This window comes from Enterobacter sp. 50793107, from assembly GCF_001463365.1.
Lineage (GTDB): Bacteria > Pseudomonadota > Gammaproteobacteria > Enterobacterales > Enterobacteriaceae > Enterobacter > Enterobacter cloacae.
This window is the reverse complement of the sequence record NZ_LNII01000028.1, coordinates 1-15,085: the sequence shown is the minus strand read 5'-3', so window position 1 is coordinate 15,085 and position 15,085 is coordinate 1. Positions and strand designations below refer to the sequence as shown.

Genomic DNA, 15,085 nt, shown 5'->3' with positions numbered 1-15,085 from the left:
TGATGATGACGTATCAGCTGATCACCGCCCTTTCTGACGTAAAGCCACACGGCCACCTCATCGCCCGCAGCTCGTCTACGCTGTTACCGGACACGCCACTGATTGCGGAAATGCGCGGGCAAGATGCCGTTGCCGACACCCGTTTTGGCTGTGCGCCTTTTGCGCGCATCACGCTGGTGCCGGATGCTCTCTGGCAGGATAGCCTTACCGAAGGATTGCTTACGGCACTCCGTCCGCTGCTGGCCACGCCCGTCAGCACCGACGTGGTCCTGGATGTCACCCACATTGACGACGTTGTGCTGCAACAGGTCCTGCGTTTTCTTTTTAATCAGTCGCACAGGCTTAGCGATCTGCAGCTGAAGAAAGCGGACGATGTCACTTTGCGCGTTGAGCACGTTACCGCCCTCTGCCTGCCAGAACAGCAGGCGCGGCTGGACGTTATCTTCCGCCAGCAGCTCGCCATTAGCCGTGGAATGGTCGCCGCACGCCGTCTGGCCGATATCCCCTCCGACCGCTGCACGCCGCAGTTTATGGTGCAGGAGGCGCAGACGCTGTGCGCGGCCTTCCCTGCCCTGCGCTGTGAAGTGCTGGATGAAAAGCAGATCGTTGAGCAGGGTCTGGGGCTGCTTCACGCCGTTGGCAAAGGCGCCTCCTGCCCGCCACGACTGCTGGCTATTCACTATGACGGTGTTTCTGACGGCCCGGTGCGCTGCTATGTTGGTAAAGGCATTACCTTCGATACCGGCGGCCTGTGGCTCAAGGATGGCGCGGGCATGTACACCATGAAATATGACATGTGCGGGACAGCGAACGTGCTGGGGCTGATGCTGACCGTTGCAGAGCTGGCGCTCCCCGTGCGCCTCATGGGCGTGCTGGCGCTGGCAGAAAACGCCATCGGCCCGGACGCCATGCAGCCTGGCACGGTAGCCAGAGCCTGCAACGGCACCACGGTTGAAATCAACAATACCGATGCCGAAGGCCGACTGGTGCTGGCAGACGCTATCGCCTGGGCCAGCCAGCGCCATCCGCAGGCGCGCTACATTATCGATATGGCAACGCTGACGGGTGCGGTGGTCAAAGCGCTGGGATATGAGCTGAGCGGGTTGATGACCCAGGACGAGCCACTGCGCCAGGCGCTGACGCAGGCAGGAAAACAGAGCGGAGATGAAGTGTGGTCCCTGCCGCTGGATGCGCGGCTGAAAAAGCAGACCGACAGCGCCATCGCCGATCTGTGCAATACACCGCCCAACAATGCGGCGATCAGTGCCTCGGCGGCGTGGCTGCTGCATCACTTCTGCCCGCCGACAATCCCGTGGGCGCAGCGGTACGGCGTTGTGGCGTGAGGGTGGCAGAAGCGTGGCCTCAGGGAGGCCGATTCCGCTGCTGGTTGAGCACCTGATGGGAGACCTCTAGCCGGGTGGCGGCTGCGCCTTCCCCGGCCTACTCGATCCCGTAGGCCCGGTAAGCGCAGCGCCACCGGGCAAAAAACTCAAAGCTTCAGAATATCTTTCACAAACGGAATGGTGAGCTTGCGCTGGGCGGTAATGGAGGCGCGATCGAGCTGATCGAGCGTGTCAAACAGCGTGCGCATTTCCCTGTCCAGACGCTTGAGCAGGAAGCGCCCTACGTCTTCCGGCAGTTCAAATCCGCGCAGTCTGGCGCGCAGCTGAAGCGCCTGGAGTTTGTCTTCATCTGACAGCGGTTGCAGTTTGTAGATTTGCCCCCAGTCGAGTCGGGAGGCCAGATCCGGCAGCCCCAGATTCAGCTGGCGCGGCGGACGATCGCCGGTGATCAGCAGCCGGGTTTTACCCGACTCCAGGATACGGTTATAGAGGTTAAAGATCGCCATTTCCCACGGCTCATCCCCCGCCACGCATTCGATATTATCGATGCAGACCAGGGAGAGATGTTCCATTCCCTCCAGCACGTCAGGCACAAACCAGGTACGTTTATCCAGCGGTACATAGCCTACCGCATCCCCCCGCGCTGAAAGCTCAGCACAGGCGGCATGCAACAGGTGACTGCGTCCCGCGCCTTCGCGTGACCAGATATAGATGTATCCGCTGTGATCCTGGCGCAGCACATTCTGCAGTGCAGCCAGTAAAGAGGGGTTATCACCCGGCCAGAAACTCGCGAAAGTTTCGTCGTCAGGGAGATAGAGTGGCAGAGAGAGCTGTGCCGGTCCGTTCAGAAGTACCTCAACCAGATCTTACATAAAATCGGAACGGAGTTTAGCACGGAACCTGCCAGGAGAGAACCGGGCGGATCGTCCACCCGGTTTTACGATCAGTGTGACGCTTTTTCGCTTTCGTCGGCGTCCAGCACCACCTCTTCAGGGCGGATCACGGAAATCAGCTTGAAAATCAGGCTCAGGCCCACACCAACGATGGTCGCCAGCGCCATGCCTTTCAGCTCGGCCGCGCCGATGTGTACCTTCGCGCCGCTCACGCCGATGATCAGGATAACGGAAGTCAGGATCAGGTTCTGCGCTTTGCTGTAGTCCACTTTGGACTCAATCAGCACGCGAATACCAGATGCGCCAATTACGCCGTACAGCAGCAAAGACACGCCGCCCATCACCGGAACCGGGATGATCTGGATCGCTGCCGCCAGTTTACCCACGCAGGAGAGCAGGATTGCGATGATTGCCGCGCCGCCGATAACCCAGGTGCTGTAAACGCGGGTGATCGCCATGACGCCGATGTTCTCACCGTAGGTGGTGTTTGGCGTGGAGCCAAAGAAACCGGAGATGATCGTCGAGAAGCCGTTTGCAAACATCGAACGGTGCAGACCCGGGTCGCGGATCAGGTCACGTTTAACGATGTTCGCCGTCACCACAAGGTGGCCAACGTGTTCAGCAATAACCACCAGCGCGGCAGGCAGAATAGTGAAGATAGCAAACCATTCAAAGCGTGGCGTATAGAAGGTTGGCAGGGCAAACCAGTGCGCCTGAGCAATTGGCGTGGTATCGACAACACCCATCACGAAGGAGAGTGCATAACCCGCCAGCACGCCGATCAGGATCGGGATAATCGCCATAAAACCGCGGAACAGCACGGAGCCAAATACCGTCACGCCCAGCGTCACCAGTGAGATGATGATGGTTTTGGAGTCCGGCGACTGCCCATCAGCAGGCAGCAGGCCAGCCATATTCGCCGCCACGCCTGCCAGCTCCAGACCGATGACGGCAACGATGGCCCCCATCGCCGCCGGTGGGAACATCACATCCAGCCAGCCGGTACCGGCCTTCTTCACAATGAAAGAGACCAGGCAGAACAACACACCGCACATGATAAAGCCGCCCAGCGCCACTTCATACCCCAGGGGCAGCAGCAGCAACACCGGCGAGATAAAGGCAAAGCTCGACCCCAGATACGCCGGGATTTTGCCTTTACAGATAAAGAGGTACAGCAGCGTCCCGATACCATTGAACAACAGCACGGTAGCCGGGTTAATGTGAAACAGGATTGGCACCAGCACGGTTGCGCCAAACATAGCGAACAGGTGCTGCAAACTAAGCGGGATAGTCTGTAAAAGCGGCGGTCTTTCACTCACCCCGATAGCACGGCGCGTCATAGTGTTTTCCTCTGAGATGGTTAGTTATGTGTGTTTTATTCAAAAAAAAGCCGACTTTCAAAGTCGGCTTATTTATCGTTATTCGATTATTTCGTACCAAAGATCTTATCGCCGGCATCGCCCAGCCCCGGGATGATGTACCCGTGCTCGTTGAGCCCCTGGTCGACAGACGCGGTGTACAGCTCCACATCCGGGTGTGCTTTTTCCAGCGCCGCGATCCCTTCCGGTGCCGCAACCAGCACCAGCACTTTGATGCTGCTGCAGCCTGCTTTTTTCAGCAGGTCGATGGTGGCAATCATTGAGCCGCCGGTCGCCAGCATCGGGTCAACCACCAGCGCCATACGCTCGTCGATGTTAGACACCAGCTTCTGGAAGTACGGAACCGGCTCCAGGGTTTCTTCATTACGGTAGATCCCCACCACGCTGATACGCGCGCTCGGTACGTGCTCCAGCACGCCTTCCATCATGCCAAGACCAGCACGCAGGATTGGCACCACGGTAATTTTCTTACCTTTGATCTGCTCAACCTGCACCGGGCCGTTCCAGCCTTCGATGGTCACTTTTTCCGTTTCGAGGTCAGAGGTCGCTTCGTAGGTCAGCAGGCTGCCGACTTCAGATGCCAGTTCGCGAAAACGCTTCGTGCTGATGTCATGCTCACGCATCAGGCCCAACTTGTGTTTAACGAGTGGGTGTTTCACTTCCACAATCTTCATTCTCTTTCTCCTCTGAGGTGGCGTCCGCAAAAAAATCGCGGGATTATACCGCTTTTTTCGGATTAGGCCATACCCATCTTGCTTGACGTATATCAAGCAAAGTGATTTAGAGACAAAAAAACCGGAGGCGAGACTCCGGCTTGGGTGCGGGGTTCTGCCCGATGGCGCTGCGCTTACGCGGGCCTACGTGTAGTGTAGGTCGGGTAAGCGTAAGCGCCACCCGACAATTACAGGTTGTCGCCGTTGCTCGCAATCACCTGCTTATACCAGTCAAACGACTTTTTCTTGCTGCGGTTCAGCGTGCCGTTCCCTTCGTTGTCTTTATCAACAAAGATAAACCCGTAGCGTTTCTTCATCTCGCCGGTGCCGGCAGAAACGAGATCGATACAGCCCCACGGGGTGTAGCCCATCAGATCCACGCCATCTTCCACCACCGCTTTTTTCATCTCGCGGATGTGCGCCGAGAGATAATCAATGCGGTACTGGTCGTTCACCGTGCCGTCGCTCTCCTGCACGTCAATCGCGCCGAAGCCGTTCTCAACGATGAACAGCGGCAGCTGGTAGTGATCCCAGAACCAGTTCAGGGAGTAGCGCAGGCCAACCGGGTCAATCTGCCAACCCCAGTCAGATTTCTGCACGTACGGGTTGGAGACCAGGCTCTTGCTTTCATCGTAATCCAGTTCCGGGTTATCCGCCGTCGCTTTGGTGGCGAAGGACATGTAATAGCTAAAGCCGATGTAATCCACGCAGCCCTGCATCAGCGCCGCTTTGTCTTCTTCGGTAATGTCCAGCGTGAAACCACGACGCGCAAAGTAGTTAAGCAGATGCTGCGGATACCTGCCGCGCACGTGAACGTCGGTGAACCAGTAGCGACGATGCATTGCGTTCATCGCCATCATGATATCGTCAGGCGCACAGGTCAGCGGATAAATGGGGCACATGGCAATCATGCAGCCGATCTGCAGGGAAGGATTAATCTCGCGCCCGGCTTTTACCGCCAGCGCGCTGGCCACCAGCTCATAGTGCGCGGCCTGGAACATCACCGGCTCACGGTCTTCGCCCGGCGCATACTTCAGTCCGGAGTTGGTAAACGGCGCAAAATCTTCGTGGAAGTTAGCCTGGTTGTTGATCTCGTTAAAGGTCATCCAGTACTTCACCTTATGCTGATAGCGCTGGAAGACCGCTTTTGCGAAGCGGACAAAGAAGTCGATCAGCTTACGGTTGCGCCAGCCGCCGTACTCGGTGACCAGATGATACGGCATCTCAAAATGCGACAGGGTGATAACCGGTTCGATGCCGTATTTGAGGCACTCATCGAACAGGTCATCGTAGAATTGAAGGCCCGCTTCGTTCGGCTCCAGCTCATCCCCTTTCGGGAAAATACGCGTCCAGGCAATGGAGGTACGGAAGCATTTGAACCCCATCTCCGCAAAGAGTTTGATGTCTTCTTTATAGCGATGGTAAAAATCGATGGCTTCGTGGTTCGGGTAATTTTTTCCTGGCAGCACGCCGTCGGTGATTTCACGCGGCACGCCGTGGGCGCCAGCGGTCATAACATCGGCGACGCTTACGCCTTTACCGCCCTCTTTCCAGCCACCTTCCAGCTGGTGCGCGGCCACCGCGCCGCCCCACAGAAAACCTTCTTTAAATCCTGACATACTCTTTCCCTCATTCGATGTTGCTGATTGCTGACGGATACTGCTGTCTGAAGTGGTAAACCGCGCCGACAAGACCGGCCCGGTTGCCGTGGCTGACGACATCGGCGATATCCGCGATGCCAAACCACGCAAGATGGGTGCGAAGCAGATCCATAAACCCGGGCCGCTCCGCGATACCGCCGCCAATGAAGATGCTCTGCGGGTCGAACACATTCGCCAGGTTGTAGAGCCCTGTCGCAATGCCGTTAAGAAAATCATCCACCAGGCGGCGGCATACGGTGTCGCCTGCGTCATAGCCATCAAAAATGGCCTCGCCGGTGACGCTCTCAAGCGTCAGACTGTGAAAGTCGGCATAGCGCTTGCGAAGCGTGCGTAACGTACAGTTTTCATTCATGGAGTGGCGGGCAACACGTCTTGAGTCTGCCCTTTCCGTGAGCATGTAGCCGAACTCTCCGGCGCGAAAACGCGCCCCGTGAACCAGCCTGCCGTTGCAGAAAATCGCCCCGCCGATCCCGGTGCCGATGGTCAGTACCAGAAAGTTATCGATATCCTTCGCCTTGCCCTGCCAGCGCTCCGCCAGCAGCACGCAGTTAGCGTCATTCTCGACGGTAACCGGTAAACCCGTTTTCGCCTCAAGCCAGCCTTTCATTTCGAACTGGTCGAAGCGGCGAATGGCCCCGCCCATCTCAATAAAACCGGTATGCGGATTAACATACCCCGGCGCGCTGATGGCGATCCCCTTAAGCCCGGGATGGGCCGTTACCCAGTTCAGCATCTGCGCAAGAATGGCGTCACCGTCGCTGTTCCTGATGGCGGTCTTATCCGTTTGCAGTAGCTCTCCCTGCGCTGTCGCAATGCCCGTTTTTAACGCGGTGCCACCGATATCAAATGCGGCGATGTTCATGGCCTTCATTCCTCCTAAATGAAACTGAAACCGGTTTCATTTCATGATGTTCATTCCCTAAACCGCATGCAAGCAGATCGCCGAAACCGGTTTCATTTTCGTGAACGGAGTCAAGTTTGCGCGCCACCGGGGGTGGAGCAGAAAAAAAGATCCTCGCGCCGAGAATAGGCTCGCAAACGTTTGCCTGGACTGTTAGAATTGCGCCGATTTTTCTTACTAGCTATGCAATCGCGTGGGGACTTGAGCCGTGACCAACAAAACTTCTCTCAGCTACAAAGATGCCGGTGTTGATATTGACGCAGGTAATGCGCTGGTTGACCGAATCAAAGGTGTGGTGAAAAAAACCCGCCGCCCGGAAGTGATGGGTGGTCTGGGTGGCTTCGGCGCACTGTGCGCGCTGCCGCAAAAATATCGTGAACCTGTTCTGGTCTCGGGTACTGACGGTGTAGGCACAAAACTGCGCCTGGCAATGGATTTAAAACGTCACGACACGATCGGTATCGATCTGGTCGCGATGTGTGTAAACGACCTGGTGGTACAAGGCGCTGAGCCGCTGTTCTTCCTCGACTACTACGCGACAGGCAAACTGGATGTGGATACCGCAGCCAGCGTGATCAACGGTATTGCCGAAGGCTGTCTGCAGTCTGGCTGCGCGCTGGTTGGCGGTGAAACCGCAGAAATGCCTGGCATGTATCACGGCGAAGATTATGACGTCGCAGGCTTCTGCGTGGGTGTGGTAGAAAAATCAGAAATTATCGACGGCAGTAAAGTGGCTGATGGTGATGTGCTGATTGCGCTGGCCTCCAGCGGCCCGCACTCTAACGGCTACTCGCTGGTGCGTAAAATCCTCGAAGTAAGCGGTTGCGACCCACAAACCACCGAACTTGAAGGTAAACCTCTGGCTGACCATCTGCTGGCACCGACCCGCATCTACGTGAAAAACGTGCTGGAGCTGATTGAGAACGTTGACGTTCACGCCATTGCCCACCTGACCGGTGGCGGCTTCTGGGAAAACATTCCGCGCGTACTGCCGGACAACACCCAGGCGGTAATCGACGAATCGTCCTGGCAGTGGCCAGCGGTCTTTAACTGGCTGCAAACCGCGGGCAACGTGAGTTCACACGAAATGTACCGCACCTTTAACTGTGGCGTAGGTATGGTGATCGCCCTGCCAGCGAGCGAAGCGGATAAAGCCGTTAAGCTGCTGACGGACAAAGGTGAAAACGCGTGGAAAATCGGTATTATCAAAGCTTCCGATTCCGAACAGCGTGTGGTCATTGAATGAAAAACATCGTGGTGCTCATTTCCGGCAACGGAAGCAATTTGCAGGCCATCATTGACGCCTGCAAACAGAAGAAAATCAATGGCACCATTCGGGCAGTATTCAGCAACAAGGCCGACGCGTTCGGCCTTGAGCGCGCCCGGGAAGCAAACATTCCCGCGCACGCGCTGGAGGCCAGTCAGTTCGCCGGCCGTGAAGCGTTTGACCGCGAACTGGTTCAGGAGATTGATGCCTACGCGCCGGACGTTGTGGTGCTGGCGGGGTATATGCGCATCCTGAGCCCGGCGTTTGTCGGGCACTACGCCGGGCGTCTGCTGAATATCCACCCTTCGCTTCTGCCGAAATATCCCGGCCTGCACACCCATCGTCAGGTGCTGGAAAACGGCGATGAAGAGCACGGGACCTCGGTGCATTTCGTGACCGATGAGCTGGACGGCGGACCAGTGATCCTGCAGGCGAAAGTCCCGGTCTTTGACGGCGACACCGAAGACGACATCACCGAACGGGTGCAGAGCCAGGAACATGCCATTTATCCGCTGGTGGTCAGCTGGTTTGTCGACGGGCGTCTGGCGATGCGCGACGGTGCTGCCTGGCTGGATGGCGTGAAACTGCCCCCGCAGGGTTACGCGGCCGAAGAGTAGTCTGTTCTGTCGGGTGGCGCAGCAGCGCGTACCCGACCAACAAAGCGCATTACCCGATATTCCCTTCTCCAACCTTCTAAAATCTCCAACAAAAAAATAACTGTCATACTTTTCTGGCACTGTTGGACATATCGTGGAAATGCTCGCCATAATAAGGACGAGACGGATTTACCACGTCCTGTGATTGAACTGGAGTGTGAGCTGTAATGGGTCAGGAAAAGTTATATATCGAGAAAGAGCTAAGCTGGTTAGCATTCAACGAACGCGTACTCCAGGAAGCGGCGGACAAAAGCAACCCGCTTATTGAGCGCATGCGTTTTTTGGGCATTTATTCCAACAACCTTGATGAGTTCTACAAGGTTCGCTTTGCCGAGCTGAAACGGCGGATCATCATCAGCGAAGAGCAGGGCTTAAACTCTCACTCTCGCCATCTGTTAGGCAAAATTCAGTCCCGCGTGTTGAAAGCCGATCAGGAATTTGACGGCCTCTATAACGAGTTGCTGCTGGAGATGGCGCGCAATCAAATCTTCCTGATCAACGAACGTCAGCTCTCCGTTAACCAACAAAACTGGCTGCGCCACTACTTTAAACAGTATCTGCGCCAGCACATCACCCCTATTCTGATCAACCGCGAAACCGATCTGGTGCAGTTCCTGAAAGATGACTACACCTACCTGGCGGTGGAAATTATTCGCGGTGAATCCATCCGTTACGCGCTGCTGGAGATCCCGTCCGACAAGGTGCCACGTTTTGTGAACCTGCCGCCGGAAACCCCGCGCAGACGCAAACCGATGATCCTGCTGGATAACATCCTGCGCTACTGTCTGGACGATATCTTCAAAGGCTTCTTCGATTACGACGCGTTAAACGCCTACTCGATGAAGATGACCCGTGACGCCGAATATGACCTGGTGCACGAGATGGAAGCCAGCCTGATGGAGCTGATGTCCTCCAGCCTCAAGCAGCGTCTGACGGCCGAACCGGTGCGCTTTGTCTATCAGCGTGATATGCCAGACGCGATGGTGGAAATGCTGCGCGACAAGCTGACTATCTCGCGCTATGACTCCATCGTACCGGGCGGTCGTTACCATAACTTTAAAGACTTTATTGGCTTCCCGAACGTCGGCAAAGCCAATCTGGTGAATAAACCGCTGCCGCGCCTGCGTCATCTCTGGTTCGATAAGTTCCGTAACGGTTTCGATGCCATCCGTGAACGCGACGTCCTGCTCTACTATCCGTATCACACGTTTGAACACGTGCTGGAGCTGCTGCGTCAGGCCTCCTTTGACCCGAGCGTGCTGGCAATCAAAATCAATATTTACCGCGTGGCGAAAGACTCCCGCATCATCGACGCGATGATCCACGCCGCGCACAACGGCAAAAAAGTGACCGTGGTGGTTGAGCTGCAGGCACGTTTCGACGAAGAGGCCAATATCCACTGGGCGCGCCGTCTGACGGAAGCGGGTGTGCACGTTATCTTCTCCGCCCCGGGGCTGAAAATTCACGCCAAGCTGTTCCTTATTTCCCGTAAAGAGGGTGACGACGTGGTGCGCTATGCCCACATCGGTACCGGGAACTTTAACGAGAAAACCGCACGAATTTATACCGACTACTCGCTGCTGACCGCCGACGCGCGCATCACCAACGAGGTGCGCCGGGTGTTCAACTTTATTGAGAACCCGTACCGCCCGGTGAGCTTCGATTATCTGCTGGTGTCACCGCAGAACTCGCGCCGCCTGCTGTACGATATGATCGACAAAGAAATTGCCAACGCCCAGAAAGGCTTGTCGTCCGGCATCACGCTGAAGCTCAACAATCTGGTCGACAAAGGTCTCGTGGACAGACTCTATGCGGCGTCCAGCTCCGGCGTTCCGGTTAACCTGCTGATCCGCGGCATGTGCTCCCTCATCCCGGAACTGGAAGGCATCAGCGATAATATTCGCGTCATCAGCATTGTCGACCGCTACCTGGAGCACGATCGGGTCTATATTTTCGATAATGCGGGAGATAAACAGGTCTATCTCTCTTCGGCAGACTGGATGACGCGCAATATTGATTATCGAATTGAAGTCGCAGCGCCGCTGCTGGATCCGCGCCTGAAACAGCGTATTCTCGACATTATCGAGATTCTGTTTAGCGACACGGTGAAAGCGCGCTATATCGACAAAGAACTCAGTAACCGCTATGTACCGCGCGGCAACCGCCGCAAAGTGCGGTCGCAACTGGCGATTTACGACTATATCAAATCACTCGAGCAACCCGATTAACCTATGCCGATAAATGATAAGACCCCACGACCACAGGAATTCGCCGCGGTCGACCTTGGTTCTAACAGTTTCCACATGGTCATCGCCCGTGAGGTGGATGGCGCGCTGCAGATCATCGGTCGTCTGAAGCAGCGCGTACACCTGGCAGATGGTCTTGATGAACGCAGCATGCTCAGCGAAGAGGCGATGGAGCGCGGCCTGAACTGCCTGTCGCTGTTTGCCGAACGCCTGCAGGGCTTCTCACCCTCCAGTGTCTGCATTGTGGGAACGCATACCCTGCGCCAGGCGCTGAATGCCCCTGAATTCCTCAAGCGTGCGGAAAAAGTGATCCCCTACCCCATTGAGATCATCTCCGGTAACGAAGAGGCGCGTCTGATTTTTATGGGCGTTGAGCACACGCAGCCGGAAAAAGGCCGCAAGCTGGTGATTGATATCGGCGGCGGCTCCACAGAGCTGGTCATTGGTGAAGACTTTGAACCGCGTCTGGTGGAAAGCCGCCGTATGGGCTGCGTCAGCTTTGCGCAGATGTATTTCCCGGGCGGTGCGATTTCGCGGGAAAACTTCCAGCGGGCGCGCATGGCCGCCGTTCAGAAGCTGGAAAATCTGGCCTGGCAGTACCGTATCCAGGGCTGGAACGTCGCGCTGGGGGCCTCGGGCACCATCAAAGCGGCCCATGAAGTGCTGCTGGCGATGGGTGAAAAAGACGGTTTTATCACCCCCGAACGCCTGACGTTGCTGACCGAAGAGGTGCTGAAACATAAAAGTTTCGACGCGTTAAGCCTGCCGGGTCTTTCCGACGAGCGTAAAGCGGTGTTTGTACCGGGGCTGGCTATCCTGTGCGGCGTATTCGATGCGCTGGCCATTAAGGAGCTGCGTCTCTCTGACGGCGCGCTGCGTGAAGGCGTGCTGTATGAGATGGAAGGCCGCTTCCGCCATCAGGATATTCGCAGCCGCACCGCGCAAAGCCTGGCAAACCAGTACAACATCGACCGCGAACAGGCGAAGCGGGTGCTGGAAACGACCGTACAGATGTACGATCAGTGGCAGGAGCAGAATCCGAAGCTTGCCCATCCGCAGCTTGCCGCCCTGCTGAAATGGGCCGCGATGCTGCACGAAGTGGGCCTGAACATCAACCACAGCGGCATGCACCGTCATTCCGCCTACATTCTGCAAAACAGCGATTTGCCGGGCTTCAACCAGGAGCAGCAAACCATGATGGCGACGCTGGTGCGCTATCATCGCAAAGCCATTAAGCTCGACGATCTGCCGCGCTTCACGCTGTTCAAGAAAAAGCAGTTCCTGCCGATGATTCAATTGCTGCGTCTGGGCGTGCTGCTGAATAACCAGCGTCAGGCCACCACCACGCCGCCCACGCTGAAACTCAAAACGGATGACCATCACTGGACGCTGAGCTTCCCGCACGACTGGTTTAGCCAGAATGCGCTGGTTCTGCTGGATCTGGAAAAAGAGCAGCAGTACTGGGAAGCGGTCACCGGCTGGATGCTCAAAATCGAAGAAGAGAGCGCCGACGTCGCGGCGTAACGGCTCAGGCGTCCGCTACGGACGCCTCTGCCTCCAGCAGTGACTCAAGCGCCTCCGGCCGACCTATCAGATAGCCCTGCACATAGTCGATACCGAGCGCGTTAACCGCGCTACGTATCTCTTCAGTCTCCACATATTCCGCAACCACCAGCATCTTTTTCATTCGCGCTAAATGGCAAATAGAGGCCACAATCTGGTAATCCAGGCTGTTGCTGACGATATTGCGAATAAAGCTGCCGTCAATCTTGAGGATGTCTGCGTCCACGCTTTTCAGCCGCGCATAGCTTGCATAGCCGGTACCAAAATCATCTATCGCAATGCGTACGCCCATTTTTTGTAGCTGCCGGAGGGTATGCATCGCCTGCTCCGCGCTGCCGAAGGTACTGCACTCGGTCACCTCGAAGATCAACTGCCACGCCTCCACGGCGTATTTATTCAGCAGACGGCTCACCTCCAGCGGGAACTGCACCCGACAAACGGTTGAGGGCGCAAGATTAATGGCAAAGCGCTGGCCGGGCAGCCTGTCACGGTGTTCGGCCAGGAAACGCAGCGTGCGCTCCAGCACCCACAAATCGACCCGCGACGACAGGCCAAACTCCTGAGCGACGGGCAGGAACCGATCGGGAGTAAGTAACGCGCCGTCCGCATCCGGCATCCGCAGCAGCACTTCATGATAGCGATCGCCACGCAGGCCGCGAACGGGCTGCGCCAGCAGGGTGAATTCGTTGTTGTCGAGTGCCTTTTGCAGGCGGCTCATCATCGCGATTTTATCCTTCAGGCTGCGCTGCAGATGGACAGCACCACGCTGCTGAAGGTTTTCCGGGTGGTTGGTTGAGAGCGACAGATCGGCAATGACTCCGAGCTCCCCCAGCACCAGATAGAGATGGTTCACGGGTGAGCGCACATAGCAGTAACTCATGCCCACCTGCGGCTGTAGCGGCATGCCATCCCAGATAAAACGGAACTGTTTGATATGCTCATCCAGCGTTTCGATTCGCTGCTGGTGCGATTCCGCGTTGAGTCGCACTGCCAGATCATACCCGGTAAGGTGATACACCCCTTCATTGGGCTGGAGTGTGTCATTAACCCACTGTGCCAGCTGCTGTTTGTATAAAATTCGCAGCAATACGCCATAATTTCGGCCCAGCACTTCCAGTTCAGGAATACGCAGTAAACAGAGCGCCGACCACGGGTTCCGGGCCAGATCGCGTAACAACGCCCGCAGGTTAGGCATATGGACAACCGGGTCGAGGAGCGCCAGCCTGCGGGAGCGCTTATTCACGGCACGCTGGCGGGTCGACAGCATCGACATATAGACCACCACAAACGAGAAGACCAGGTAGCTGGAAGAGGTGATCGCCAGTTGAATGTCGTAGCCCTGATTCACAGGGATATAACGGTAATAATAGTGAATAGAGACCAGCAGGATCGGCGTCCAGATGAGGAATGCCAGCCTGTAACCAAAGCGCATCGCGCCCCAGAGCATCACCGGCATCAGGAGCGACAGCGTGTAGTTAGTGGTGAAGATAGAGCTGTTCTCATTCATTGGTATCAGCAGCAACAGCAGCAGCCCGCCCAGTATGATCAACCAGACCAGAAACTCGATGAGCGTCACCTTTTTATCGATCTGCGCGCGGCTCTGTGAAATCAATGCCCTGAAATAACGCGGATGGCGAATCAGCCGGATTATCAGGTAACTCAGCGGTACGCCCGTTAAGCCGCTGACCAGCAGCGCCTGATAGTTGATCAGCGTGTGAATATTAAGCGGGTTCAGCCCCGCCAGGCTCTGGCGACTCTCATACACGCCCAGATAAACCGCAAACTGAAACAGCACCAGAAACAGCGTTGCCGGACATAACACCTGCCAGAAAATGCGCTGCGCCATCAGCCGTATATCGCCGTAAGCCGTCATATTGCGTCTGGGGGCAAAGACGCGATAACCGCCCCAACTCAGCACTAAGGGAATAATAAAATGGAAGATCCCGGCAACGGTTTCAAACAGCCCAACTTGCGGGTAATAGCGAATAAACAGCGACAGCACTATTCCGGGAATAGCCCCAACGCCGAAAAACAGCATTAAGGTGAGCAGGAAAAAGAGCGGCAGATAATAGAGTGCCACTATGCCGTCGCCCAGTTGCGTCAGGGTATTGGCCGCGCTCAGCACGGGCAGCAACACCACCGGTAAAATAAGCGGCAGCGCCCACCAGCGGTCTTTATTCTGTTTCAGGAAAGCAATAGTGTTCATAGATGCCCGGTTAAACCCCTTTCTCCTGAGGGAAAATGAAGACAGGCATCCGACCTGACGTACGTGCTGCCCGCTAACACCCGGGGCAAGCAGTATGGAGGAGGGATTTTAAATACCACTGCGAGGAATCCGTTGACTTAAATCAAACTATTTAATTCAAAATTTCCTTTCTTCTGTTTTTTTCCGGTTAATTTTCTTCGTGTTATCAATATCGTAAATGCAATTATTATTTTTAATAACATCGGTTAATGTATATG

At 56.1% G+C, this 15,085-nt stretch carries 10 protein-coding genes and 1 pseudogene; 5 read left to right on the top strand and 6 right to left on the bottom strand.

Annotation, left to right across the window (positions count from 1 at the left end):
• Positions 1-2 precede the first annotated feature (2 nt).
• Positions 3-1,413 (top strand): annotated as a pseudogene (locus APU11_RS04735) (leucyl aminopeptidase family protein).
• 76 nt (positions 1,414-1,489) lie between these two features.
• Here APU11_RS04735 and APU11_RS04730 read toward each other — a convergent pair.
• From APU11_RS04730 to bglK, 5 genes are all read right to left on the bottom strand, one after another.
• Positions 1,490-2,191: a DnaA inactivator Hda gene (locus APU11_RS04730; RefSeq protein WP_211944493.1), complete on the bottom strand. Its 702-nt coding sequence runs from the start codon at positions 2,189-2,191 to the stop codon at positions 1,490-1,492.
• A gap of 95 nt (positions 2,192-2,286) precedes the next feature.
• A complete protein-coding gene (gene uraA / locus APU11_RS04725) occupies positions 2,287-3,576 on the bottom strand; it encodes a uracil permease (RefSeq protein ID WP_013098238.1) in 1,290 nt (429 codons plus the stop codon).
• 86 nt (positions 3,577-3,662) lie between these two features.
• Entirely contained in the window at positions 3,663-4,289 is a 627-nt protein-coding gene (upp, locus tag APU11_RS04720; protein ID WP_003860560.1) for a uracil phosphoribosyltransferase, read from the bottom strand.
• A gap of 227 nt (positions 4,290-4,516) precedes the next feature.
• On the bottom strand, positions 4,517-5,947 hold the full coding sequence (locus APU11_RS04715; protein WP_045901253.1) for a 6-phospho-beta-glucosidase: 1,431 nt from the start codon (positions 5,945-5,947) through the stop codon (positions 4,517-4,519).
• Positions 5,948-5,957: 10 nt separating this feature from the next.
• The gene (gene bglK, locus APU11_RS04710) at positions 5,958-6,851 is read right to left on the bottom strand and encodes a beta-glucoside kinase BglK (protein WP_058651789.1); all 894 of its coding nucleotides are present in this window, start codon (positions 6,849-6,851) and stop codon (positions 5,958-5,960) included.
• Positions 6,852-7,098: 247 nt separating this feature from the next.
• On the opposite strand from bglK, the gene purM reads away from it, so the two are divergent.
• From purM to ppx, 4 genes are all read left to right on the top strand, one after another.
• On the top strand, positions 7,099-8,136 hold the full coding sequence (gene purM, locus APU11_RS04705) for a phosphoribosylformylglycinamidine cyclo-ligase (RefSeq protein WP_013098241.1): 1,038 nt from the start codon (positions 7,099-7,101) through the stop codon (positions 8,134-8,136).
• The gene (purN, locus tag APU11_RS04700; protein ID WP_020689985.1) at positions 8,133-8,774 is read left to right on the top strand and encodes a phosphoribosylglycinamide formyltransferase; all 642 of its coding nucleotides are present in this window, start codon (positions 8,133-8,135) and stop codon (positions 8,772-8,774) included. Before purM ends, purN begins: the two co-directional genes overlap by 4 nt.
• 206 nt (positions 8,775-8,980) lie before the next feature.
• Positions 8,981-11,041 carry a polyphosphate kinase 1 gene (gene ppk1 / locus APU11_RS04695; RefSeq protein WP_013098243.1) on the top strand — a complete coding sequence of 687 codons (2,061 nt, stop codon included), beginning with the start codon at positions 8,981-8,983 and terminating at the stop codon, positions 11,039-11,041.
• A gap of 3 nt (positions 11,042-11,044) precedes the next feature.
• Positions 11,045-12,583, top strand: a complete 1,539-nt coding sequence (gene ppx / locus APU11_RS04690; RefSeq protein ID WP_020689986.1) for an exopolyphosphatase — start codon at positions 11,045-11,047, stop codon at positions 12,581-12,583.
• A 4-nt stretch (positions 12,584-12,587) separates the two neighbouring features.
• Here the strand turns inward: ppx and APU11_RS04685 are convergent, their stop codons facing one another.
• Positions 12,588-14,828: an EAL domain-containing protein gene (locus APU11_RS04685; protein WP_058651790.1), complete on the bottom strand. Its 2,241-nt coding sequence runs from the start codon at positions 14,826-14,828 to the stop codon at positions 12,588-12,590.
• Between the last annotated feature and the right edge of the window lie 257 nt (positions 14,829-15,085).